General features: G+C 69.8%; 17 protein-coding genes. 14 read left to right on the top strand and 3 right to left on the bottom strand.

Annotation, left to right across the window (positions count from 1 at the left end):
• Positions 1 to 48: 48 nt before the first annotated feature.
• The 3 genes from AB0333_RS11810 to AB0333_RS11800 are packed head-to-tail and all read left to right on the top strand — an operon-like array spanning position 49 to position 2,400.
• Entirely contained in the window at positions 49 to 1,239 is a 1,191-nt protein-coding gene (locus AB0333_RS11810) for a PLP-dependent transferase (RefSeq protein WP_366218869.1), read from the top strand.
• Positions 1,240 to 1,243: 4 nt separating this feature from the next.
• Positions 1,244 to 1,585, top strand: coding sequence for a DUF2516 family protein (locus tag AB0333_RS11805; protein WP_366218868.1), 342 nt, complete (start codon positions 1,244 to 1,246; stop codon positions 1,583 to 1,585).
• Positions 1,586 to 1,638: 53 nt separating this feature from the next.
• Positions 1,639 to 2,400 carry a phosphoglyceromutase gene (locus AB0333_RS11800; protein ID WP_366218867.1) on the top strand — a complete coding sequence of 254 codons (762 nt, stop codon included), beginning with the start codon at positions 1,639 to 1,641 and terminating at the stop codon, positions 2,398 to 2,400.
• Positions 2,401 to 2,490: 90 nt separating this feature from the next.
• Here the strand turns inward: AB0333_RS11800 and phoU are convergent, their stop codons facing one another.
• Positions 2,491 to 3,150, bottom strand: coding sequence for a phosphate signaling complex protein PhoU (phoU, locus tag AB0333_RS11795; protein ID WP_366218866.1), 660 nt, complete (start codon positions 3,148 to 3,150; stop codon positions 2,491 to 2,493).
• Positions 3,151 to 3,500: 350 nt separating this feature from the next.
• Between phoU and AB0333_RS11790 the strand changes: the two genes are divergently transcribed.
• Both AB0333_RS11790 and AB0333_RS11785 read left to right on the top strand, forming a co-directional pair.
• On the top strand, positions 3,501 to 4,604 hold the full coding sequence (locus AB0333_RS11790; RefSeq protein ID WP_366218968.1) for an ATP-binding protein: 1,104 nt from the start codon (positions 3,501 to 3,503) through the stop codon (positions 4,602 to 4,604).
• Complete coding sequence (locus tag AB0333_RS11785; protein ID WP_366218865.1) at positions 4,601 to 5,281, top strand: response regulator transcription factor; 681 nt, start codon at positions 4,601 to 4,603, stop codon at positions 5,279 to 5,281. Before AB0333_RS11790 ends, AB0333_RS11785 begins: the two co-directional genes overlap by 4 nt.
• Positions 5,282 to 5,370: 89 nt before the next feature.
• Here the strand turns inward: AB0333_RS11785 and AB0333_RS11780 are convergent, their stop codons facing one another.
• Positions 5,371 to 5,907, bottom strand: a complete 537-nt coding sequence (locus AB0333_RS11780) for a hypothetical protein (RefSeq protein ID WP_366218864.1) — start codon at positions 5,905 to 5,907, stop codon at positions 5,371 to 5,373.
• A gap of 273 nt (positions 5,908 to 6,180) precedes the next feature.
• Here AB0333_RS11780 and AB0333_RS11775 point away from each other — a divergent pair, with 273 nt between their 5' ends.
• The 6 genes from AB0333_RS11775 (at position 6,181) to glgX (ending at position 12,737) form a co-directional block, all read left to right on the top strand.
• Positions 6,181 to 6,663: a CarD family transcriptional regulator gene (locus AB0333_RS11775; protein WP_159548974.1), complete on the top strand. Its 483-nt coding sequence runs from the start codon at positions 6,181 to 6,183 to the stop codon at positions 6,661 to 6,663.
• Positions 6,663 to 7,475 (top strand): 2-C-methyl-D-erythritol 4-phosphate cytidylyltransferase, encoded by an 813-nt coding sequence (locus AB0333_RS11770; protein WP_366218863.1) that lies wholly within the window; start codon positions 6,663 to 6,665, stop codon positions 7,473 to 7,475. The genes AB0333_RS11775 and AB0333_RS11770 overlap by 1 nt, the downstream gene beginning before the upstream one ends.
• Positions 7,475 to 7,987, top strand: a complete 513-nt coding sequence (gene ispF, locus AB0333_RS11765; RefSeq protein ID WP_366218862.1) for a 2-C-methyl-D-erythritol 2,4-cyclodiphosphate synthase — start codon at positions 7,475 to 7,477, stop codon at positions 7,985 to 7,987. Before AB0333_RS11770 ends, ispF begins: the two co-directional genes overlap by 1 nt.
• Positions 7,988 to 7,998: 11 nt before the next feature.
• Positions 7,999 to 9,513, top strand: a complete 1,515-nt coding sequence (gene cysS / locus AB0333_RS11760; RefSeq protein WP_366218861.1) for a cysteine--tRNA ligase — start codon at positions 7,999 to 8,001, stop codon at positions 9,511 to 9,513.
• Positions 9,514 to 9,588: 75 nt separating this feature from the next.
• Positions 9,589 to 10,617, top strand: coding sequence for a 23S rRNA (guanosine(2251)-2'-O)-methyltransferase RlmB (gene rlmB / locus AB0333_RS11755; protein ID WP_366218860.1), 1,029 nt, complete (start codon positions 9,589 to 9,591; stop codon positions 10,615 to 10,617).
• Complete coding sequence (gene glgX, locus AB0333_RS11750; RefSeq protein ID WP_366218859.1) at positions 10,617 to 12,737, top strand: glycogen debranching protein GlgX; 2,121 nt, start codon at positions 10,617 to 10,619, stop codon at positions 12,735 to 12,737. Before rlmB ends, glgX begins: the two co-directional genes overlap by 1 nt.
• Positions 12,738 to 12,752: 15 nt before the next feature.
• Here the strand turns inward: glgX and glgP are convergent, their stop codons facing one another.
• Positions 12,753 to 15,407, bottom strand: coding sequence for an alpha-glucan family phosphorylase (glgP, locus tag AB0333_RS11745; protein ID WP_366218858.1), 2,655 nt, complete (start codon positions 15,405 to 15,407; stop codon positions 12,753 to 12,755).
• Between the two features lie 227 nt (positions 15,408 to 15,634).
• Here glgP and AB0333_RS11740 point away from each other — a divergent pair, with 227 nt between their 5' ends.
• The 3 genes from AB0333_RS11740 to glgB are packed head-to-tail and all read left to right on the top strand — an operon-like array spanning position 15,635 to position 23,270.
• Positions 15,635 to 17,737 carry an alpha-1,4-glucan--maltose-1-phosphate maltosyltransferase gene (locus tag AB0333_RS11740; RefSeq protein ID WP_366218967.1) on the top strand — a complete coding sequence of 701 codons (2,103 nt, stop codon included), beginning with the start codon at positions 15,635 to 15,637 and terminating at the stop codon, positions 17,735 to 17,737.
• Positions 17,737 to 19,545 carry a maltose alpha-D-glucosyltransferase gene (treS, locus tag AB0333_RS11735; protein ID WP_366218857.1) on the top strand — a complete coding sequence of 603 codons (1,809 nt, stop codon included), beginning with the start codon at positions 17,737 to 17,739 and terminating at the stop codon, positions 19,543 to 19,545. Before AB0333_RS11740 ends, treS begins: the two co-directional genes overlap by 1 nt.
• Complete coding sequence (gene glgB / locus AB0333_RS11730) at positions 19,542 to 23,270, top strand: 1,4-alpha-glucan branching protein GlgB (RefSeq protein ID WP_366218856.1); 3,729 nt, start codon at positions 19,542 to 19,544, stop codon at positions 23,268 to 23,270. Before treS ends, glgB begins: the two co-directional genes overlap by 4 nt.
• Positions 23,271 to 23,877: the final 607 nt, after the last annotated feature.

Raw genomic sequence — 23,877 nt, 5'->3', positions numbered from 1 at the left:
GGGCAACGATCCACAGTTCCGGGCCCGCTCCGGACGTACGATTTCAGGATGCATCCCGAAACCCTGTTGGTCAGTGCCTCCCGTCCCGCCCGGGAGGTGGATGCCCCCGTCAACGAACCGGTGCACTTCACCTCCACGTTCGTCGGCTGGGAGCCGGACGCGGCGGGGCCTCGCCGGCTCTACGGGCGCATGTCCAATCCCACCTGGGACGGTCCGGAGGCGCTGTTGGCGGCCCTGGAGGGCGTGGTGGACCCGGCCGATCGGCCCGCCCTGCTGTTCTCCTCCGGCATGGCCGCCATCTCGGCCGCCCTGCACCTGGCCCCGAACGGTGGCCGCGTCGTCGCCCCGCAGCACGCCTACCAGGGCGGCCTGACCCTGCTGGACTCGCTGCGCCAGACCGGCCGGCTGGCCGTGGAGCGGGTGGACATCACGGACGCCGAGGCCGTGATCCGGGCCGTGCGCGGCACGGGCGCCCCGGGTGCCACGGGCGATCCCGCCAGCATCCTCTGGCTCGAATCCCCCACCAACCCCATGCTGGAGGTGGCGGATCTCGCCGCACTCACCGAGGCCGCCCACGCGGCCGGCACCCTCGTGGTGGTGGACAACACCTTCGCCACGCCCTTGGTGCAGCGGCCGCTCGAGCTGGGCGCCGACGTCGTGGTCCATTCGGTGACCAAATACCTGGCCGGGCACTCGGACGTGGTGCTGGGTGCCGCCGTGACGGACGACGCCGGCCTGCACCGCCAGCTGCACGCCCACCGCACACTGCACGGGGCGATCGCCGGTCCCATGGAGGCGTTCCTGGCGCTGCGCGGCATGCGGACCCTGGCCCTGCGCCTCGAGCGCTCGCAGGCCAATGCGGCCGAACTGGCGCGGCGCCTCGACGCGGCGCGGCGCGAGGGCAGCCTGCCGCTGGCCGCCGTGACGTACCCGGGCCTGCCGGAGCACCCGCAGCACGCCCTGGCCGCGGCCCAGATGCAGGGCGGCTTCGGGGCCGTGCTGACCCTCGTGGTGGAGGGTGGGGCGGCGGCCGCCGATGCCGTGGTCCGGCACCTGCGCCACTGGGTCCCCGCCACGTCCCTGGGCGGCGTGGAGTCGCTGGTCGAACGCCGCCGGCGTTTCGACGGTGAACCGGCCACCGTGCCGGCCGGGCTGCTGCGGCTGAGTGTGGGCATCGAACACGTGGACGATTTGTGGGAGGACCTGCGGGCCGGGATGCGGGCCGCGGCGGTAGGCTGAGCCCATGTTTCCGTGGATTCTGGTCACGACCGTTGAGAACTGGCTCTACATCGCGCTGTCCCTGGTGGCGGTCGTGCTGGCCGTCTGGGCCTTCGGCGACTGCCTGACCCGTGGCAAGGACCAGTTCGAACGGGCTGGGCAGAAGACCAAGACCTTCTGGCTGCTCCTCACCGGGGTGGCGGCGTTCGTGGGGCTGGTGTCCATGGCCGGGGCCATCGGCAGCCTGGGCGCCGGATTCAGCCTGTTCCAGATCGCCGCCCTGTGCGTGGCCGCCGTGTACCTGGCCGGGCCGCGCGGGGAGCTCAAGCTCTTCGGCAGCGGCGGCTCGCGCCCCTACGGGTACTGACCGGGTCTCGTCGCACGGCGGGCCGGGCAGCAGCGTCCCGTTAGGATGTGGCCATGGCTGAGACACCCTACAAGCTCGTCCTGCTGCGGCACGGCCAGAGCGACTGGAATGAGAAGAACCTGTTCACCGGTTGGGTGGATGTGCCGCTGACCGCCAAGGGCCGCGAGGAGGCCGCCCGGGGCGGTGAACTGCTCGCCGCCGAGGGCCTGCTGCCGGACGTCCTGCACACCTCGGTGCTGAAGCGGGCCATCACCACCGCCAACCTGGCCCTCGAGTCCGCTGACCGGCAGTGGATCCCGGTCAAGCGGGACTGGCGCCTGAACGAGCGCCACTACGGCGCCCTGCAGGGCAAGGACAAGGCTCAGATCCGGGACGAGTTCGGCGAGGACCAATTCATGGTCTGGCGCCGCTCCTATGACACACCGCCGCCCGCGCTGGACGACTCCTCGGAGTTCTCGCAGGCCGATGATCCCCGTTACGCCGGTCTGGGTGAGGGCCTGCCGCGCACCGAATGCCTCCAGGACGTCGTCACGCGACTGCTGCCGTACTGGGAGACGGAGATCGTCCCCGACCTGAAGGCCGGCAAGACCGTGCTGGTGGCCGCCCACGGCAACTCCCTGCGCGCCCTGGTCAAGCACCTGGACGGCATCTCGGATGAGGCGATCGCCGGCGTGAACATCCCCACCGGCATCCCGCTGTACTACGAACTGGACGAGCACTTGAAGCCGGTCACCGCGAACGGCCGGTACCTGGACCCGGAGGCCGCGGCCGCCGGTGCCGCCGCGGTGGCCGCCCAGGGCACCACCCAGAAGTAGACCCGCAGCACCCACCACGACGCCGGGCCGTCACCTTCCGCTGCGAAGGTGACGGCCCGGCGTCGTTCAGACGTCGTTCAGCAGGGGTGGTCAGTCGATCGCGATGATCGGCTCCCACTCGCCGGTGGCGAGGTAGGTGACCTTGCGGGCCACGGAGACGCCGTGGTCGGCGAACCGCTCGAGGAAGCGCGAGGCCAGGGTGACGTCCGCGGTGGTGGCGGCGGAGGCATCCCAGGACGGGTCCGCGACTGAGGTGAAGTTCTTGGCGTGCAGCTCGTTGATGGTGGCGTTGAGCTTCACGATCGCGGAGGCATGCGTGAGGTCGTGGGTGGCCAGCAGCTGCTCCACCTCGGTGGCGACTGCCACGGCGTACTCCGCCATCTGGCGGAAGTCCTCCCGGGACGAGGCGGGGACCACGAGGTCCGGGAACCGGCGGCGCGCCAGCTGGGCGATGTGGCGGGCCAGGTCCCCCATGCGCTCCAGCGAGGAGCTCATCCGCAGGGCGGCGACGACGGTGCGCAGGTCAGCGGCCACGGGCCCCTGCAGGGCGAGCAGCTCGATGGCCTTCTCGTCGAGGGCGGTCTGCAGGTAGTCGATGCGGGCGTCGTTGGTGATGACCGTCTCGGCCAGCTCCACGTCGGCCTCCTCGAAGGAGACGCGGGCCTTGTCCATGGCCTCACGCACCAGTCCGGCGATCTCGGTGAGCTGTTCGCCCAACGACTTCAGATCGGCATGGAACAGTTCTCGCATGGATGAGTCCTCAATCCGGAAGGTCGGTGTTGGGGCCGCCGGGTGCGGGCGGCCACGGGTCGTTCCTGCACTTCAGGCACGGATCCGCGATCATCCTGGCGGACCAAGGTGAACACGGTCTGAACCGCGGGAACGTTCCCGTGCACATTATGCCCCGAGGTCCGCCCGGTGGGCCGGAAGCCCGCACCACGCCGGGGATCCCGCGCCGGAGGTGGCGGTGGTCTCACTCCGCGGGCCTCCGACACCTGACGACGCCGTGCACCGCGATGGGTAGTCTGGTCTGCGTGACGGATCCCGTAGTCGTAGGCGTGGTGTGCGGCCTCATCGGCTTGGTCCTCGGGGTGCTCGCCATGCTGGCGTTCCGGGCCTCCGAGCGCAGCCGTGCCGTCCACCTCACCGTGGGCGAGCCGTCCGTTCCGGACGGCGCCGCCGAAGTGCTCTCCGTGATCGGACGCGCCTATGTCTTGGTGGACGCCGTCAACGGCGTGGTCCGGGCCAACCCCTCCGCCTATGCCTTCGGCCTGGTCCGCGGCCACCACCTCGTCCATGAGGACCTGCTGAACCTGACGGACCGCGTGCGCTCGGACGGGATCATCGTGGACCGCAAGTACGAGCTGCCCCGCGGCCCCCTGGGTCAGAGCACCCTGGTGGTCCAGTTGAGGGTGGCCCCGCTGGCCGATGAGTACATCCTGCTGCTGGCGGACGATCGCACGGAGATCACTCGGACGGAGGCCATGCGGCACGACTTCGTGGCGAACGTCTCCCACGAGCTGAAGACCCCGGTCGGAGCGATCTCGCTGCTGGCCGAGGCGCTGGACGACGCCGCTGACGACGAGGACGCCGTCCGCCGATTCGCGGGGCGCATGAGTATCGAGTCCGCCCGGCTCGCCGCGCTGGTGCAGGACATCATCGAGCTCTCCCGGCTCCAGGGCAAGGACACGGTCCGGGCCGGTCAGCCGGTGGACCTGAACAAGATCGTCAACGAGGCCGTGGACCGTTCGCGCATGCAGGCCGAGGCCCGGGACATCGACATCCGGGTAGCCGGGGAGGTCTCCGCGACCGTGTTCGGTGACCACGACCAGCTGATGACGGCGCTGCGCAACCTGATCGACAACGCGGTGCGCTATTCGCCGGACGGCACCACCGTGGGCGTGGGCCTGAGATCGGTGCGCGGCCTGGCCCAGGTGTCCGTCACGGACCAGGGGGTGGGCATCCCCGAGGAGGAGCAGGACCGGATCTTCGAGCGGTTCTACCGGATCGACGCCGCCCGCTCCCGCCAGACCGGCGGCACCGGGCTGGGTCTCTCCATCGTCAAACACGTCATCTCCAACCACGGCGGGGAAGTGACGGTCTGGTCCCAGCTGGGACGCGGATCGACCTTCACGGTCCGGTTGCCGGAGATGGAGCCCGATGCCGGGCAGCACGCATCACCAGGGGAAGGAGCCCAATCATGAGCCGCATTCTGATCGTGGAGGACGAGGAGTCGTTCAGCGACCCGTTGTCCTACCTGCTGGGCAAGGAGGGGTTCGAGGTCGAGGTCGTGGCCGACGGCAATGACGCCATTGTGGAGTTCGACCGGGCGGGTGCCGACCTGGTGCTGCTCGACCTGCAGCTGCCAGGCCAGTCCGGCACGGAGGTCTGCCGGCAGCTGAGGCAGCGTTCCAGCGTTCCCGTCATCATGCTCACGGCCAAGGACTCGGAGATCGACAAGGTGGTGGGCCTGGAGCTCGGGGCGGACGACTACGTCACCAAGCCCTACTCCTCCCGGGAACTCGTGGCCCGCATCCGCGCCGTGCTCCGGCGTCAGGGAGAGCCGGAGGAGCTGATCAGCTCCACCGTCCAGGCCGGCCCGGTGCGGATGGACATCGAGCGCCATGTGGTCTCGGTGGGCGGCGAGCAGGTGTCCCTGCCGCTCAAGGAGTTCGAGCTGCTGGAGATGCTGTTGCGCAACTCCGGCCGGGTGCTGACCCGTGGCCAGCTCATCGACCGTGTGTGGGGCTCGGACTATGTGGGGGACACCAAGACACTCGACGTCCACGTCAAGCGCCTGCGCGGCAAGATCGAACCGGACCCTTCCAACCCGCGCTACCTGGTGACCGTCCGCGGCCTGGGCTACAAGTTCGAGCCGTAGGCCGCCAGCCCGTCACCCGGCGGAACGCACGAAGGGCCGGCACCGACATGGGTGCCGGCCCTTCGCCGTGATGGTGTGGTGGGGGTGCCTCAGTGGCCGCCCTCTTCGGCGGCCGGCGTCACGTACAGGTGATCGTCCACGGAGGGCTCGGCACCGCCCGGGACGAAGGGCCGGTACTCCTCCAGGGTGCCGTCCAGAATCGTGATGCCCACGGTCTCGGAGACCCCGTCGACCTCGACGGTGGCGTCCACCAGGGTGCCGGGACGGCCGGCGCTGGGGATGATCTGCTCGTTGGCGGGATCCTCCAGCTTCAGGGAGTCTTCCCCCGGTACGGAGAAGCGGGTCTGGGTGCCGTCCACGGTGATGCTGACCTCGAGCGGCTCGCCGGACGCCGAGGCCAGGGTGCCGATGTAGCGGGCCTCCGCTTCGGGGTCTGTGGTGATCAGTGCGATGTTGCGCAGCTGGGCATCGCCCACGTTGGCCACGATCCCGTCGGACGGCGCGTACTGCAGCGTGGTGGCCTGCATGTTGACGGCACTGCAGCCGGTGGCGCCCAGCAGGGCGACGGTGGCCAGGCCGGCCACGGCGGCGTTGCGGGTGGTGGCCTTGGAAGCGGCGAACTTCACGGTGGGTTCTCCTCGGTGCGAACGTCAGGCGCTGTGCATCAACGGGTGTGCGGACACGGGTGATCACACGGCGCGGTGCTGACTCGAGACTACCGTATGCGCCTACGTGAAGGCCCCCTGCGACGCCGTGCGGGAGAGCAGTGGGAGAGCAGTGGGAGAGCAGGATGGGCGGGGAGGTGCATTATGTCGTTTCCGGCCGCAGGTTCAAGTAACGACACAGGTCACGAAAATGTGACGTGGTAAACTCTTGCGGAGGGAAAGGGGACCATTCACATGGTTTTTGAGGTCGGAGAAACAGTCGTCTACCCCCACCACGGTGCGGCGAAGATCGAAGAGATCAAGATGCGCACGGTCAAGGGTGAAGAGAAGATGTACCTCAAGCTCAAAGTGGCCCAGGGCGACTTGACGATCGAAGTGCCGGCGGAGAACGTCGACCTGGTCGGCGTGCGGGACGTCGTGGACCAGGAGGGCCTGGAACGGGTCTTCGGGGTCCTGCAGGCCGAGTTCACGGAAGAGCCCACCAACTGGTCACGTCGCTACAAGGCGAACCTGGAGAAGCTCGCCTCCGGTGACGTCATCAAGGTGGCCGAGGTGGTGCGTGACCTGTGGCGTCGGGACCAGGACCGTGGCCTGTCCGCCGGGGAGAAGCGCATGCTCGCCAAGGCCCGGCAGGTGCTCGTGTCCGAGCTGGCCCTGGCCAAGAAGACCTCGGAGGATGACGCCGCCCTGCTGCTGGACGAGACTCTCGCCGCCTGATGCGCACCACGGTCCTCATCGTGGCCGCAGGCTCGGGATCCCGGCTCCAGGCCGGCGTCCCCAAGGCCCTGGTCACGCTCGGTGACGGGCGCACCATGCTCGAGCACTGCCTCGACTCCGTGGTGGCCGCCCGGGATGCGGGCGCCGTCGAGCTCAACGCCATCGCCGTCGTCGTCCCGGCAGACCCGGACGCCGCCGCCTCCCTGGAAGCGGTCTGCCAGGCCGTCGCGGCCCGGACCGCGGTCACGGTGCAGACCGTCCCAGGAGGCGCGGAACGGGCGGACTCGGTGCGAGCCGGACTGGCCGCCGTGCGGACGCTGGCGGGGACGGCCGGCGGTCCCTTCGGGCGGCACGCGCTCCTGATCCACGATGCGGCGCGGCCCTTCGTTCCGCCGGCGGTCTTCGACGCCGTGGTGACGGCCCTCGGATCCGGGACGGTCGCCGTCGTCCCCGCCGTCGAGGTGGTGGACACGATCAAGTCCGTGGCCCGTGCCGGTGCCGAGCTCAGTGCTGAGGCCGGCGCGGCGCCGGAAGAGGTGACCGGGACCCTCCAGCGGACGCAGTTGAGGGCCGTCCAGACGCCCCAGGGTTTCGACCTCACGTCCCTGGAGGCCGCCCACCGCCGGGCGGAGCAGGACGCCGGCCTGAGTGGCGGCGCTGCGGCCCTGACGGACGACGCGATGGCGATGGAGGCGGCGGGACACCGCGTCGGCGTGGTGGCCGGTGATCCGCTGGGCTTCAAGATCACCACCCAGCTGGACCTGATGTTGGCCAACGCCCTGCTGGCCTCGACGACTCTGGAGCACCACTGATGACAGCACCGGTCCCCTCCGTCCCACCAAGGCTGCCGCGCACCGGCATTGGCACGGACGTCCACGCCTTCGCCGCCGCCGGCGAGGAGCGGGCGTGCTGGGTGGCCGGACTGGAATGGCCGGACGAGACCGGGCTGTCCGGACACTCGGACGGGGACGTGGTGGCCCACGCCGCCTGCGATGCGCTGTTCTCCGCCGCCGGGATCGGTGACCTGGGCCAGCACTTCGGCACCTCCCGCCCCGAGTGGTCCGGGGCCGCCGGCACCGCCCTGCTGGCCGAGGCCGCCCGCCTGGTCCGCCAGGCCGGCTTCGGGATCGGCAACATCGCCGTGCAGCTGATCGGCAACCGCCCCCAGGTCGGCCGGCGCCGCGCCGAGGCGGAGAGTGTGCTCTCCGCGGCGGCCGGCGCCCCCGTCTCGGTGTCCGGGACCACCGCCGACGCGTTGGGGTTCACCGGCCGCGGCGAGGGGCTGGCCGCCGTCGCCACCGCCCTCGTCTACCCGCTGGACTAGTATTCATTTCCGTGGCACAGCGCTTTTATGACACCAAGACCGCAACGGTGCGGGACTTCGTCCCCCTGACCGAGGGCGAGGTCTCGCTCTACTACTGCGGTGCCACGGTGCAGGGCATGCCGCACGTGGGACATGTGCGCTCGGCCATCGCGTTCGACCTCCTGGTCCGCTGGCTCGAGTACACGGGCCTGCAGGTCACTTCCGTCCGCAACGTCACGGACATCGATGACAAGATCCTGGAGAAGTCCGCCGCGTCCTATCGCGAGGACTTCGAGGAGGACGACAACTACCCGGCCGATGAGCCGTGGTTCGCCCTCGCCTACCGGTTCGAGCATGAGTTCGCCCGCGCCTACGCCGCCCTCGGGGTACGCCGGCCCACCTACGAGCCCCGTGCCACCGGCCACATCCCGGAGATGGTGGCGCTCATCCAGCGGCTCATCGACGCCGGCCACGCCTACCCGGCCACGGACGGTTCCGGGGACGTCTACTTCGAGGTGAACTCCTGGCCCGCCTACGGCGAGCTCACCCGCCAGCGGGTCGAGGACCTGCAGGACGCGCCCGACGCCGACCCGCGCGGCAAACGCGATCCCCGCGACTTCGCGCTGTGGAAGGGGACCAAGGCGACCGATCCGGCCACCGCCGCCTGGGAGTCGCCCTGGGGGAGTGGCCGGCCCGGCTGGCACCTCGAGTGCTCCGCGATGTCCACCAAGTACCTCGGCAGCCACTTCGACATCCATGGCGGCGGCCTCGACCTGCGCTTCCCGCACCACGAGAACGAACTGGCGCAGTCCGCTGCGGCCGGGGACGGCTTCGCGAACTTCTGGCTGCACAACGGGATGGTGACCTACGCGGGCGAGAAGATGTCCAAGTCCGTGGGCAACACCATCTCCCCGGAACAGATGCTGGAGCAGGCCCGGCCGAAGGCGGTCCGCTACTTCCTCGGACAGGCGCACTACCGTTCCCAGCTGGACTACCGGCCCACCTCGCTGCAGGAGGCCGAGGCCGCGGTCGAGCGGATCGAGGCCTTCCTGGACCGGGGGGCGGACGTGGTCGCCGACCTGCAGCTGAAGCGCGAGGAGGCGGCCGCCGTCGCCGGCACGCTCACCGGCGAGGAGGCCCCCGAGGCCGTCTACGTGGCCCAGTTCAGCAGTGTCCCCCTGGCCTTCCGTGCCGCGATGGAGGACGACCTCAACGTCCCGCAGGCCCTGGCGGTGCTGCACGACGCGGTCCGGGCCGGCAACAGCGCCCTGGCCACCGGGGATGAGGACGCCGTGGAGCAGCACTACTCCGACGTGCAGTCGATGGTGGAGGTGCTCGGCCTGGACGACGTCCCCGAGCCCGAGTCCGCGCAGGACCCGGCGGCCCACCATGCCCTCGACACCCTGATCCGGGCCCAGCTTCAGGCGCGGGCCGCCGCCCGCGCGGCGAAGGACTGGGCCACCGCGGACGGAATCCGGGACACCCTGGCCGCGGCCGGCGTCGTGGTGGAGGATTCCGCCGACGGTGCCCGCTGGTCCCTGCAGTAGGAGGCGGCGGTCACGGTGGGGGCCGGGCCGTAGACTGGGGTCAGTCTCGACCGTCGCCAGAAAGGCACCATCCACATGGCCGCAGCACCACGCTCCGGATCGTCCCGCGGGAACAGCGGAAAGAAGGGGCCCCTCAAGGGCACCGGTGGACTCGGCCGGAAGGCGCTCGAGGGCAAGGGTCCCACGCCCAAGGCTGAGGACCGCGTCTACCACAAGGCCCACCGCTCCAAGCAGCTCTCCGAGCGCTCCAGCGCCAAGGGCGCAGGCCGCGGGGGTGGCCGCAACACCCGCTCACGGCACGCGGACGAGTCCGTGGCCGGCCGTAACTCGGTGGTCGAGGCCCTGCGCGCCGCCATCCCCGCCAAGGCCCTGCACGTGGCCACGCGGATCGAGATGGACGAGCGGGTCCGCGAGGCCCTGAAACTGGCCGCCGAGCGCGGCGTGCCGGTGATGGAGAACTCCAAGCCCGAGCTGGACCGCATGACGGACGACGCGGTCCACCAGGGCCTGGTGCTGCAGGTCCCGCCCTACGAGTACGCCGACGCCTTGAGCCTGGCCCGTCAGACCATGGAGAAGTGGGAGAAGGGCTACCTCACGGCCCCGCCGCTGTTCATCGCCCTGGACAGCATCACCGACCCCCGCAACCTCGGGGCCATCATCCGCTCGGCCTCCGCCTTCTCCGCGCACGGCGTGGTGGTGCCCGCGCGCCGCTCCGCCGGCGTGACCGCCACCGCCTGGAAGACCTCCGCCGGTGCTGCCGTGCGGGTCCCCGTGGCCCAGGCCGGCAACCTGAACACCCTCCTGCAGGACTTCAAGAAGCTCGGGATCTTCGTGCTGGGACTCGACGGCGGCGGCGACCGGTCCCTGCCCGGGTTGCCGTTGGCCACGGATCCGGTGTGCCTGGTGGTCGGCTCGGAGGGCAAGGGCCTGTCCCGGCTGGTCCGGGAGAACTGCGACCAGATCATCTCCATCCCGATCGCCTCGGACATGGAGTCGCTGAACGCCTCGATGGCGGTGGGCATCTCCCTGTATGAGATCGCCATCCAGCGCGCCGGCAGCCGGCCCGGGGAGAGCGTGGAAGGCGGGCCGGGAGGCCAGTCCTGATGATGGTGGCGTCCTCGCCGGTGCCCGGGCACCGTTCGCAGCCCTTCCCCCTGGGCCTCGCGGAGACGGAGGGGAGGGTGAACCTGGCGGTCTACGCCCCCGGGATCACCGCCCTGGACGTGGTCTACACGGACCCCGCGTTCCCGGTGGACGCCGTGCCGACCGCCGCGGACCTGCACCGGGTTGCACTGGATGACGTCACGGACCACGTGCATCACGGCACTGTCCCCGGTTTGGGCTACGGCAGCCTCTACGCGCTGGTGGCCCATGACCGGCGGGTGGCCGGGGTGTCCCGGAGCGGACGCCGGGCCTCCGGCACACCGAAGCCCCTGCCCCAGTTGCTGATCGATCCCTATGGCGATGCCGTGGTGGAGCGCCACGGGCTGTACTGGTCCACCCGGGTGCCCCGGGAGTTCGACTGGAACGGGGCCGGCCGGCCCCACACCCCGCTGCGGGACACCATCGTCTACGAGGCCCACGTCATCGGCCAGACCCGGCTGCATCCCGGGATCCCCGCCGAGCTGCGCGGAACCTATGCTGGGCTGGCCCACCCCGTGATGGTCGACTACCTGCGCCACCTGGGCATCACCGCTGTCGAGCTGTTGCCGGTGCACCACCACCGGGACGAGGACCACCTGCGGCAGGCCGGGCTGGAGAACTACTGGGGATACAACACCGTCAGCTTCTTCGCGCCGCATCCCGGCTACGCCACCGCCGCCGCCCAGGCCGGCGGGCCCCTCGCCATCCAGAACGAGTTCAAGGGCATGGTCAAGCTGCTGCACGAGGCCGGGATCGAGGTCCTGCTGGATGTGGTCTACAACCACACCGCGGAGGAGGGTCCGGGCGGACCGACCTTCTGCTGGCGTGGACTGGGGGATGAGCACTACTACCGGCATGATGCCGCCGGCCGGTACCTGGACACCACGGGCTGCGGCAACACGCTGAACTTCAACGATCCGCAAGTGGTGCGGATGACCCTGGACTCGCTGCGCCGCTGGGTGACCGACTTCCAGATCGACGGCTTCCGCTTCGACCTGGCCGTCACCCTGTGCCGGGACGGAAGCCACCACTTCACCCCCCGCCACCCCTTTCTCGTGGCTGCCCAGGCCGATCCCGTGCTGGCGGGAACCAAGCTCATCTCCGAGCCGTGGGATGTCGGTGCCGACGGCTGGCAGACCGGTCACTTCCCGTTGGGCTGGTCGGACTGGAACGACCGCTTCCGGGACGTGGTCCGGGACTTCTGGGTGGCGGACCGCGGTGCCCTGGAGCGCGGCGGCCACGGAGGGTCCACCGCGCGGCTGGCCGACTGCCTGTCCGGCTCGGCCCACCTCTTCGCGTCCTCAGGCCGCTCCGCCCTGGCCTCCGTCAACCTCGTGACCGCCCACGACGGCTTCACCCTGCAGGACCTCGTGTCCTACGACGAGAAGCACAATGAGGCCAATCGCGAGGACAACAGGGACGGGACCTCCCACAACCGGTCCTACAACCACGGGGCCGAGGGGCCGACGGAGGAGGAGGACGTCCTCGACGCCCGCGCCACGACGGCCCGCAACCTGATGGCCACCCTGCTGCTGTCCCTGGGCGTGCCCCTGATCACCGCCGGTGACGAGATCGGGCGCAGCCAGGGCGGCAACAACAACGCCTACTGTCAGAACAACGGCATCTCGTGGACGGACTGGGAGCTCGATGAGCGGCAGGAGCGCATGCTCGCCACCACCCGCCGGCTGATCGCGGTCCGCAAGGAGTTCCTGGCGGGCCAGCCGTATTCCTATCCGGCCCGGGACCTCGGCTACCTCAAGTGGTTCAACGAGCAGGGACAGCCGATGACCGAGGAGGCCTGGAAGGATTCCGGGCAACGGCTGCTGCAGTTGCTGATCGGCGTCCCCGGCGGCCGCAGCACCGGACTGATCGTGTTCAACGGCGGACTGGGGACGGTGCCCTTCCGGCTGCCGGTGCCGGAGGAACTGCGCGGCATCACCGGTGAGCACGGGGAGGACCTGCAGGCCTTCACCCTGCAGCTCTCCACCGCCCACCACGGCGACCCCCGTCGTGGTGCCCTCTTCGCCCCGGGGGACCGGGACAGGATCGAGGCCACCTCGATCACTCTCTACTCCGTCTGACCCCGCTCCCTCTGTTCAGCCGGCGTTGACCACCAGCGCCATCTCGGCTGTCGAGGCCAGCAGCTCGTGCTGCGGCAGCACCCGGACCGAGTAGCCGAAGGCCCCGGAGCGGTCGATCACCAGGGAGCCGGTGAACTGCCAGCGGCCGTCTCCCAGGTCCTGGGCCGGGGTCAGCTCCAGGGTGCCGGTGTCGGCAAGGGTGTCCTCTTCGAGCACCCCGGACGGCTTGGTGGTGACCCGGCCGTACACGGCCTCCACCCGCACGTCCTCGGGGGACAGCTGCCCCAGGCTGATATAGGCGGAGACCTGCATCTCGTCGCCGACCTGAGGATTCTCGGAGACGCCGAGCGAATCCACGTGTTCCACGGTCACCGCGCCGAAGCCACCCCGGACCCTGGTCTTCCAGGCGGCCAGTTCGCGGGCGCGGGCATAGTCATCGGCGTCCATGATCCGCCCCGCCCGCCCGGCCGGGAGGTAGAGCTCCTGGACGTAGTCCTGCACCATGCGGTCGGCCGAGGTCGCCGGTCCGAGGGTGGCCATGGTGTGCTTGATCATGGCCACCCACTGGTGCGGGATGCCGTCCGTGGAGGCGTCCGACGGGCCGGCGGCCCCGGCCTGGTCCGAGGGCTCGACTCCATAGAAGCGCGGCACCAGCTCGTTCTCCAGCAGGCCGTAGAGCGCGGCCGCCTCAACATCGTCCCGTTCCTCGGTGGAGGCCGCGGACGAGGCGCTCGGGATGGCCCAGCCGTTCTCGCCGTCGTACATCTCATCCCACCAGCCGTCCAGCACGGACAGGTTCAGCCCGCCGTTCATGGCGACCTTCATGCCGGAGGTGCCGCACGCCTCCAGCGGGCGCAGGGGGTTGTTCAGCCAGACATCGCACCCGGGCATCAGGGTGGAGGCCATCTGGATGTCGTAGTTGGGCAGGAACACGATCCGGTGGCGCACCTCCGGGTCGTCCGTGAACCGCACCATCTGCTGGATCATCAGCTTGCCCTGCTCATCGGCGGGGTGGGACTTGCCAGCCACCACCAGCTGGATGGGGTGCTCCGGATCCGTCAGGAGCCGCTTGAGCCGCTCGGGATCGCGCAGCATCAACGTCAGCCGCTTGTAGGTGGGCACGCGCCGGGCGAACCCGATGGTCATGACGTTCTCGTCCAGCACGGAATCCGTCCAGGCGAGCTCGGCCTCGGAGGCCCCCCGCTTGCGCCAGGAGGACCGCAGCCGGGACCGCACGTCCGCGATCAGGGCGCGCCGCAGGGTCCGGCGCAGCTCCCACAACTCCGCGTCGGGGACGTCGAAGACGCGCTGCCAGTCGTGACCGGCCACGGCGGACGTCCCGAACAGCTCGATCGCCCGCGCGGACACCGTGTCCGAGACCCAGGTGGGGGCGTGCACGCCGTTCGTGATGGACCCGATCGGCACCTCATCGGCGTCGAAGCCCGGCCACAGGCCCCGGAACATCTCCCGGGACACCTCCCCGTGCAGCCGGGCCACGCCGTTGGCGCGCTGGCCGAGGCGCAGACCCATCACGGCCATGTTGTGCACGCCCGAGGTGCCGCCCTCGTAGTCCTCGGCCCCCAGCGCCAGCACGTGCTCGAGCGGCACGCTCGGGGCCAGCCCGGCCCGGAAGAACTGCTCCACCAGGGCGCGGTCGAAACGGTCGATCCCGGCCGGCACCGGTGTATGCGTGGTGAACACGGTGGAGGCCCGCACCGAGGTCAGGGCGGTCTCCCAGTCCAGCCCGGCGGACATGAGCTCCTCGATCCGCTCGATGCCCTGGAAGCCGGCATGGCCCTCGTTCGTGTGGTAGACGGACGGCACATCCGTACCTGTGAGCTGCGCGTGCAGGCGCAGCGCCTTGACCCCACCCATGCCGAGCAGCAGCTCCTGCTGCAGTCGCTGGTCCCCACCGCCGCCATAGAGGCGGTCGGTGATGGCGCGCGCGGTGTCGTCGTTCGCCGGGACATTGGAGTCCAGCAGCAGCAAGGGCACCCGCCCGACGTCGGCGCGCCAGACCTGGGCGTGCAGTGACCGGCCCGAGGGCAGCGGCAGGCGGACTAGCGCGGCGGACCCGTCCTCCTCCTTGAGGAGCGTCAGCGGCAGGTTGTCCGGGTCCAGGACCGGGTAGGTCTCCATCTGCCAGGCGTCCCGGGACAGGGACTGCTTGAAGTAGCCGGACTGGTAGAGCAGGCCCACGCCGATGATCGGCACCCCGAGGTCTGAGGCGGACTTCAGGTGGTCGCCGGCCAGGATGCCCAGGCCGCCGGAGTACTGGGGGAGCACGGCGGTGATGCCGAACTCGGGGGAGAAGTAGGCGATGGGCCGCGGTGACGGGAGGTTCGCGCCCGGGCCACCCGACGCCCCGACGAAGTCCTGCTGGAACCACCGGTCCTCGGTGAGGTAGCGGTCCAGGTCGGCGGTTGCCTCCTGGACGCGGGCCACGATCGACGCATCGGCGGCGAGCTCGGTCAGCCGGTGCCGGTCGAAGGACCCCAGCAGGGCCACCGGGTCCTGGTTCGACTCCGACCAGGCTTGGGGGTCCAGGTCCCGGAACAGCTCCTTGGTCTGGGGGTGCCAGGACCAGCGCAGGTTGGTCGCCAGCTGGCTCAGCCCCGCGATCGACTCGGGCAAGTGGGTACGGACGGTAAACCGACGGATAGCCTTCACCCGGCCCATTATCCACGGGCCCAGCCCCGCCGCGGAGCGACCGGGTGAACCGCGGCCGACGCGCGGTTGGACGCCGGCTGAATCCTCGGCGCACAGGACCCGTCCAGCCGGGGACCACACGTCACGGGCGGCGATTTCGACCCGATCAGTGGCCACGGGCGGATCGCCCCGGTAACGTCGGGACCGTGGGAGCTGCCAAGAATTCCAGTGATTCTGTCCGAATGCCGATGGTCCGCACCGAGGTCAAGGTGGGCCGCATTCCGGTCACCGGTGTCCAGCCGGTGGTCCATTGCGGCGCCATCCCGGCCAAGGCGCTGATCGGGGAGGACGTCGCGGTCCGCGCCACCGTGTTCCGCGAAGGGCATGACCGGCTCGGGGCCACCGCCGTCCTCTACGGCCCGGACGGTGCCGAAGTCCAACGGACGCGGATGACCGAGGGCGCCCCCGGGCTGGACGAGTTCCTGGCCACGGTGCGCCCGGCCGTCGTCGGCCCCCACACCTTCACCGTCGAGGGCTGGTCCGATCCCTACGCGACCTGGCACCACGCCGCCACCGTCAAGATCGAGGTGGGGGCGGATGTCGAGCTGATGCTGGCCGAGGGCGGGGCCCTGTTCCGGCGGGCCGCTGCGGACCCTGGCCGTTCCGAGGCGGACCGGACGGTCCTGGCCCGCGCCGTGCGGGGCCTCGAGGACACCACGCGGGACCCGCAGGAACGCCTGCTGGCGGCCGAGGACCCGGACCTGGCCGACGTGCTCACCGCGCGTCCGATCCGCGAGTTCGTCTCCCCCTCGCCAGCCTACCCGCTGGACGTGCAGCGCGCGCTGGCCGGCCGCGGTGCCTGGTACGAGTTCTTCCCCCGCTCCGAGGGGGCGGTCTACCACCCGGGATCGGGAACCTGGGCCTCCGGAACCTTCACGACGGCGGCCGGCCGGCTCCCAGCGGTCGCGGAGATGGGCTTCGATATCATCTACCTCCCGCCGATCCACCCGATCGGCCGGGCCCACCGCAAGGGACCGAACAACGCGCTGGAGGCCGGACCTCACGACCCGGGATCACCGTGGGCCATCGGGTCCCCGGAGGGCGGTCATGACGCGATCCACCCGGATCTCGGCACGGCCGAGGACTTCGCCGGGTTCGTCGACCGGGCCGCGGAGCTCGGGCTGGAGGTCGCCCTCGACCTGGCGCTGCAGTGCTCCCCCGATCATCCCTGGGTGACCGAGCATCCCGAGTGGTTCACCACCCGCGTGGACGGGACCATCGCCTACGCGGAGAATCCGCCGAAGAAGTACCAGGACATCTACCCGCTGAACTTCGACAACGACCCCCGGGGATTGCGGCGGGCCGTCCTGAGGGTCGTGGAGCTGTGGATCGCCCGCGGGGTGAAGATCTTCCGGGTGGACAACCCGCACACCAAGCCCCTGTGGTTCTGGGAGTGGCTGATCGCCAAGGTGCACCGCAGCCATCCGGAGGTCGTGTTCCTGGCGGAGGCCTTCACCCGTCCGGCCATGATGCACGCCCTGGGCCGGGCCGGGTTCCAGCAGTCCTACTCCTACTTCACCTGGCGGAACACGCGGGATGAGATCGCCGAGTACCTGCACGAGGTCACGGCCGAGACTGCGGCGTTCTACCGTCCGAACTTCTTCGTCAACACCCCGGACATCCTGACGGAATTCCTGCAGTTCGGCGGGCCAGCGGCCTTCAAGATCCGGGCCGTGCTGGCGGCCCTGTCCAACCCGATGTGGGGCATGTACGCCGGTTTCGAGTTGTTCGAGCACGTGGCCCGCCCGGGCGCGGAGGAGTACCTCGACAACGAGAAGTACGAGTTCCGGCCCCGCGACTTCGCCGCTGCCGAGGCCCGGGGTGCCTCGCTCGCTCCCTACATCACCCGGCTGAACCGGATCCGCCGGGCCCACCCGGCGTTCCAGGACCTGCAGAACCTCGTCCTGCACGCGGCGGACAACGAGGGGATCCTGGTCTTCTCCAAGTCTCGCCGTCACCTGCCGGACGGTCAGTACCGGGGGCCGGCCGGCGTCGCGGGTTCGGTGTTCCCCGGTGTTCCGGACGCCGCCGCGCTGACGGCGTCCCTGCCGGGTGCGGCGGACACAGTCATCGTGGTGCTCAACTGCGATCCGCACGCGGCGCGTGAGGCCACCGTCTCGCTCGACGTGGCGGCTCTCGACCTGGACCCGCGGGACCTGGATTCCGAAGGCCGGTTCGAGGTCGAGGACCTGGTCACCGGGGCCCGCTGGCGGTGGGGTGCGGCCAACTACGTGCGGCTGGACCCGGCCGTGGAACCGGCCCACGTCCTGAAGGTGGTGCGCAGCAGCTGATGGCCCATTCATTCCAGATGCACACCCACGGGATCTCCCACGATCCGGACTGGTTCCGGACCGCCGTGTTCTACGAGGTGCTCGTGCGGGCCTTCCACGATGACAACGGGGACGGGTCCGGGGACTTCGAGGGTCTGATCAACAAGCTGGACTACCTGCAGTGGCTGGGCATCGACTGCCTGTGGGTGCCCCCGTTCTACCGCTCACCGCTGCGGGACGGCGGCTATGACATTGCGGACTACTACGAGGTGCTGGACGAGTTCGGCACCGCCTCGGACTTCAAGAGGCTCGTGGCCGAGGCCCATGCGCGCGGGCTGCGGGTCATCATCGACCTGCCACTGAACCACACCTCGGACCAGCACGCCTGGTTCCAGGAGTCCCGGTCCGACCCGGACGGCCCGTACGGGGACTTCTACGTGTGGAGCGACACGGACGAGAAGTATCAGGACGCCCGCATCATCTTCGTGGACACGGAGGAGTCCAATTGGGCGTTCGACCCGGTCCGCCGCCAGTTCTTCTGGCACCGCTTCTTCTCCCACCAGCCGGACCTGAACTTCGAGAACCCCGCCGTGATCGAGGCGCTGTTCGACGTGGTCCGCTATTGGATGGACATGGGCGTGGACGGTTTCCGTGCTGACGCCATCCCCTATCTCTACGAGGAGGAGGGCACCGACTGCGAGAACGACCCGCGCACCCACGTCTTCCTGCAGCAACTGCGGACCATGGTCGACGCGGAGTACCCGGGCCGGGTGATCATCGCGGAGGCCAACCAGCCGCCGGCGGACGTGGTGGACTACTTCGGCTCGGAGGAGGAGCCGGAATGCCACATGTGCTTCCACTTCCCGATCATGCCGAAGATCTTCTACGCCCTGCGCGACCACAAGGCCACCGCGATCCTCGAGGCGTTGGCCGAGACCCCGCAGATCCCCGCCGGCACCCAGTGGGGCACATTCCTGCGCAACCATGACGAGCTCACCCTCGAGATGGTCACCCCCGAGGAACGCCAGGCGATGCTCGGGTGGTACGCCCCGGACTCGCGCATGAGGGCCAACGTGGGCATCCGCCGCCGGCTCGCGTCCCTGCTGGACAACAGTCGCTCCGAGCTCGAGCTGATCCACGCGCTGCTGCTGGCCTTGCCCGGCTCACCGTTCCTGTACTACGGGGACGAGCTCGGCATGGGGGACAACATCTGGCTGCCGGACCGGGATGCCTCGCGCACCCCCATGCAGTGGAACCCGGACCGCAACGCCGGATTCTCCGAGGCCGATCCCGGCAAGCTGTACCTCCCGGTCATCCAGTCGCTCGTCTACCACTACAACCACGTCAACGTGGAGGCCCAGCTGGCCTCCAACGGCTCCCTGCTGCACTGGGTCCGCGAGACCCTCGCCGTCCGCAAGCGGCACCCCGTGTTCGGGCTGGGCGACTTCTCGGTGGTGGAGGCCGAGGCCGAACAGGTCCTCGCCTTCGTCCGGGACCTGCCGGCCTCCGAGGACGAGGACCTGTACCCCGAGACGGTGCTCTGCATCTTCAACCTCGCCCCGGAACCGGTGGCCACCTGGCTGAGCGTGCCGGGCTATGGGGGCCGGGGCCTGCGCGACGTCTTCGGCGGCCGGCCCTTCCTCGACATCGACGAGGACGGCCGCCTGCCCGTCACCCTGCCCGGCCACGGCTTCTACTGGCTGCGGCTGCGCACCGGCCCCGAGCCCATGCCCGGAGCCGACGCGGCGGCCCTGGCCGGGCGGCCGAACCCCTACACCACGGCGATGCCGGTCATCACCCCGGACCTCTCGGCGGGGAGGAACCGATGAGCGAGTCTTTCCCGGACCACCCGGACCTCCACGACCTGCTGGTCCGGTGGCTCCCGGCCCAGCGGTGGTTCCCGTTCCGGGGAGACATCTCGCTGCGCCGGTCCGGAGAACTCCGATGGGCCCCGGGGGCCGTCGACGCCGGTGACGTCCAGCTCCGGTCCGTGATCCTCACGGCCGCCCCCGCGGGAAGCGACGGAGACGAGGGTGCCGTCGTCGTGTCCGTCCCCCTGACGATGCGCCGGGAGGAAGTCCCCGGCGCCTCAGCCGCGCTGATCGGCCGGGGTGACACGCCGTCGGGCACCGTGTGGGTCTACGACGGCACCCAGGATCCGGCGTTCGTGGCCGCGTGGCTGGAGCTGATGCGCCGTGAGGCGCCGACGGGGAGCGGCGGGGCTGGCGGAGGGTCGGGCCATGCCTACGCCGGCTTCCGCGATTGGCCCGCCTTCGACCCCGACACCCTGCAGCTGCGCGTGCTCCAGGGCGAGCAGTCCAACACGTCCGTGGTGGTGGGATCGGATCGAGGGCGGCTCATCCTCAAGTTCTTCCGGGTCCTGGCCCCGGGCACACATCCCGACGTCGAGATCGGATTGGCGCTCTCCGCCGGCGGTTCCAGCGAGGTCCCCGTGACGTATGGCTCGGCCACGGCGGCGTGGACCCGACCCGGGGCGGCTGGCGCGGAGACGGGTGAGCTCTGCGTGCTGCGTGAGTTCATCGAGGACTCCCGAGACGCCTGGCGCGAGGCCACGGATGCGGCCGCCGCCGGTCATGACTTCACCACCGAGGCTGCCGGGATCGGTGCGGCCACGGGTCGACTGCACCTGGCCCTCGCCGAGGCCTTCGGCACCAGGCCCGCCTCCGGCGGCGGCGGGGGAACACCGGCCGTGCTCACGGCGCTCGCGGACCGCCTTGAGTGGGGGTGGCGTGAGGCCGCCTCGGCCGTGGGCGAGGAGCACGGGAACGGGCTGCGCGCGGTGATCGACTCACTTCGGTCCCCGGAGGTCAGAGCCGGGCTACCGCCGCTGCAGCGGATCCACGCCGACTACCACCTCGGACAGGTCCTGGCCTCACCGGCGGCCGCGATTACCGCGGGACAGGACGGCTGGCGTTGGACGGTCCTCGACTTCGAGGGCGAGCCACTGCGGGAGGCGACGGAGCGATCCGGGTGGGACCTCCCGCTGCGCGATGTCGTCGGGATGCTGCGCTCCTTCGACTATGCCGGTGCCCTGTCCGGGGCCCCGGCCTGGACGGAACCGGTCCAGCAGGCGTTCCTCGAGGGCTACGGGTCGGCCGTCGGGGCGGCGGTGGACACCGGGTCCACCGTCTTCACCGCCCTGATGCTGGACAAGGCGCTCTACGAGACCGCCTACGAGCTACGTCACCGCCCGGACTGGGTCGAGGTCCCCGCGGCGGCCGTCCGCGGACTCCTGCGCCGGGCCGCCGTGGCGGCTACCGTGGGCCCAGAACGCCAGAGCACCATCCAGGAGGACGCCGTGGAATCGGATCAGGCCGCGCAGGACCCCACCGTGCCGCTGGAGGTGCACGCGGAGGTGCTGACCGCCGTCGCGCAGGGCCGATACCACCAGCCGCACGAGGTGCTCGGCGCCCACCTCGGGGACAACGGCACCGTGACGTTCCGGGTGCTGCGGCCCTTGGCCGAGGACCTGGCGGTCCTGCTCGACGACGGCACGCGCGTCCCGCTGCGCCATGAACACGAGGGCGTGTGGGTCGGGACGGCCCCTGCCACGGAGCCGGGCCACGTCCCGGGCTACCGCCTCCGCGTGACCTACCCCGGCGTGGCCGAGGCCGAGCAGGACGATCCGTACCGGTACCTGCCCACGGTGGGGGAGCTGGACCAGCACCTGTTCCGCGAGGGCCGCCACGAGACGCTGTGGACGGTCCTCGGCGCCCGGGTGCGCCACTATTCCTCGCCCCAGGGCGACATCACCGGCACGTCTTTCGCCGTCTGGGCCCCCAACGCGGCGGCCGTGCGGGTCAAGGGCGACTTCAACGGCTGGGACGGCCGCCAGCACGCCCTGCGCTCACTGGGCGACTCGGGGATCTGGGAGATCTTCGTCCCGGCGATCGGGGTGGGCACCGTCTACAAGTACGCCATCCTCGGCCGGGACGGGCACTGGCGGGACAAGGCCGATCCCATGGCCCGCTGGACCGAGGTGCCGCCGGCCTCCGGTTCCCGGGTGGAGGACTCCCGGTACGCGTTCGGGGACGCGGCGTGGATGGAGAAGCGGGCGGCGACGAACCCGCACGATGCGGCCATGAGTGTCTATGAGGTGCATGCCGGCTCCTGGCGGCCGGGCCTGAGCTACCGCGAGCTGGCGGACCAGCTGGTCGAGTACGTCTCGTGGCAGGGCTTCACCCACGTGGAGTTCATGCCGGTGGCGGAGCACCCCTTCGGGGGGTCCTGGGGCTATCAGGTCACCGGGTACTACGCACCCACGTCCCGCTTCGGCTCCCCGGATGACTTCAAGTACCTGGTGGACCGCCTGCATCAGGCCGGCATCGGCGTGCTCCTGGACTGGGTGCCCGCGCACTTCCCCAAGGACGACTGGGCCCTGGCGAAGTTCGACGGGCAGCCCCTGTACGAGTACGCGGACCCGCGCAAGGGCGAGCACCCGGACTGGGGCACCCTCGTGTTCGACTACGGCCGCACCGAGGTCCGCAACTTCCTGGTGGCCAACGCCCTGTACTGGCTGGAGGAGTTCCACATCGACGGGCTGCGCGTGGACGCCGTCGCCTCGATGCTGTACCTGGACTACTCCCGCGAGGACGGGGAGTGGGTGCCGAACGTGCACGGTGGCAACCACAACCTCGAGGCCATCAGCTTCCTGCAGGAGACTACGGCCACGGCCTACCGGCGCAACCCGGGGATCGTGATGATCGCCGAGGAGTCCACGGCATTCTCCGGGGTCACCGCGCCGACCAGCCACGACGGGCTCGGCTTCGGTCTGAAGTGGAACATGGGCTGGATGCACGATTCGCTCTCCTACCTGTCCGAGGACCCGGTCAACCGCAAGTGGCATCACCACGAGATGACGTTCTCGCTGGTCTATGCCTGGAGCGAGAACTACGTGCTGCCGCTTTCGCATGACGAGGTGGTCCACGGCAAGGGGTCGCTGCTGCGCAAGATGCCGGGCGACCGGTGGCAGCAACTGGCCTCCTTGCGGGCGTACTACGCCTACATGTGGGCACACCCGGGCAAGCAGCTGCTGTTCATGGGTTCCGAGTTCGGCCAGGAGTCCGAGTGGAGGGAGTCCCACGGGCTGGACTGGTGGCTCACGGACACCCCCCTCCACAAGGGACTCATGAAGGCCGTGCGGGATATGAACCTGTTGTACCGCGACGCCCCCGAGCTGTGGAGCCAGGACAATGATCCGGCCGGGTTCCAGTGGATCGACCAGAACGACGGCGACCGGAACCTCTTCTCGTTCATCCGCTGGTCCACTCCGGAGGCCGGTGCCGGTGAGGCACGTCCCCTGGTCTGCGTGACGAACCTGTCCGGGAACCCCCACCACGAGGTCCGCTTGGGACTGCCGTTCGCGGGACAGTGGCGCGAAGTCCTCAACACCGATGCGGCGAGTTACGGCGGATCCGATCTGGGCAACGGCGGGCGGATTGAGGCAGCGGGGGAGGCGTGGCAGGGACAGCCGGCGTCCGCAGTGATCACCGCTCCGCCACTCGCGACGCTCTACCTTCGCCCGATCAGCTGATCCCTCTCGTCCGGGCTCGGAGGGGTGCTCGGATGCGGCCTCGGACGGGCTGGGGCGGCCGATTATGCAAAGCCCCAGAACCTGTGTATTGTCTTCTCTTGTGCCAAGGCGCGGAAGACAAGTTCTTCCAGACCGAAACGGTGAAGATCCACGGGAAATCCGGGGTTGGAAACCACACATGGCACCGGGGATGTCGCAAGGCGGAACCGCTGGTGATGATCCAGGCAACTCGGAAGGACTTCGGTCCAGAGGAAAAGCCCGGTTCGGTGGATTTGACACCGAGACGAGAACGGGTCTAAGCTAGAAAAGTTGCTCCGGAGCAACGGCCAGTCGCAGAGCGGCGGTACTGAGAACCGGAAACAACACAGAGGGACTTCGGTTCCACTCCAGAAAATCGCCGGAAACGCCGATTTGACGGGGAGGAAACAAGGAACTAAGCTTGAAAAGCCGCAGATGAGAAAAGCAAAGATTTCGCCGGTCTTACCGGATTCCTTGTAAGTAGTCATCATGTGCCTGTTGTTTGAGAACTCAATAGTGTGCCAAGTTTGTTGATGCCAATTTTTTGAATTGGTTGATTGGTTGCTGGGACACACCCCGTGTGTTTGCA

The sequence above is a fragment of the Citricoccus sp. NPDC079358 genome, from assembly GCF_040702545.1.
GTDB lineage: Bacteria > Actinomycetota > Actinomycetes > Actinomycetales > Micrococcaceae > Citricoccus.
This window is presented reverse-complemented; position numbering and strand designations above follow the sequence as displayed.

Bases quoted from the DNA above. Each gene is read 5' to 3' on its own strand.
- glgX (WP_366218859.1), top strand. From the start codon at position 10,617: ATGATGGTGGCGTCCTCGCCGGTGCCCGGGCACCGTTCGCAGCCCTTC.
- AB0333_RS11805 (WP_366218868.1), top strand. From the start codon at position 1,244: ATGTTTCCGTGGATTCTGGTCACGACCGTTGAGAACTGGCTCTACATC.
- phoU (WP_366218866.1), bottom strand. From the start codon at position 3,150: ATGCGAGAACTGTTCCATGCCGATCTGAAGTCGTTGGGCGAACAGCTC.
- AB0333_RS11770 (WP_366218863.1), top strand. From the start codon at position 6,663: ATGCGCACCACGGTCCTCATCGTGGCCGCAGGCTCGGGATCCCGGCTC.
- AB0333_RS11790 (WP_366218968.1), top strand. From the start codon at position 3,501: ATGCTGGCGTTCCGGGCCTCCGAGCGCAGCCGTGCCGTCCACCTCACC.
- glgB (WP_366218856.1), top strand. From the start codon at position 19,542: ATGAGCGAGTCTTTCCCGGACCACCCGGACCTCCACGACCTGCTGGTC.
- AB0333_RS11785 (WP_366218865.1), top strand. From the start codon at position 4,601: ATGAGCCGCATTCTGATCGTGGAGGACGAGGAGTCGTTCAGCGACCCG.
- ispF (WP_366218862.1), top strand. From the start codon at position 7,475: ATGACAGCACCGGTCCCCTCCGTCCCACCAAGGCTGCCGCGCACCGGC.
- AB0333_RS11775 (WP_159548974.1), top strand. From the start codon at position 6,181: ATGGTTTTTGAGGTCGGAGAAACAGTCGTCTACCCCCACCACGGTGCG.
- AB0333_RS11740 (WP_366218967.1), top strand. From the start codon at position 15,635: ATGGTCCGCACCGAGGTCAAGGTGGGCCGCATTCCGGTCACCGGTGTC.
- AB0333_RS11810 (WP_366218869.1), top strand. From the start codon at position 49: ATGCATCCCGAAACCCTGTTGGTCAGTGCCTCCCGTCCCGCCCGGGAG.
- AB0333_RS11800 (WP_366218867.1), top strand. From the start codon at position 1,639: ATGGCTGAGACACCCTACAAGCTCGTCCTGCTGCGGCACGGCCAGAGC.
- treS (WP_366218857.1), top strand. From the start codon at position 17,737: ATGGCCCATTCATTCCAGATGCACACCCACGGGATCTCCCACGATCCG.
- rlmB (WP_366218860.1), top strand. From the start codon at position 9,589: ATGGCCGCAGCACCACGCTCCGGATCGTCCCGCGGGAACAGCGGAAAG.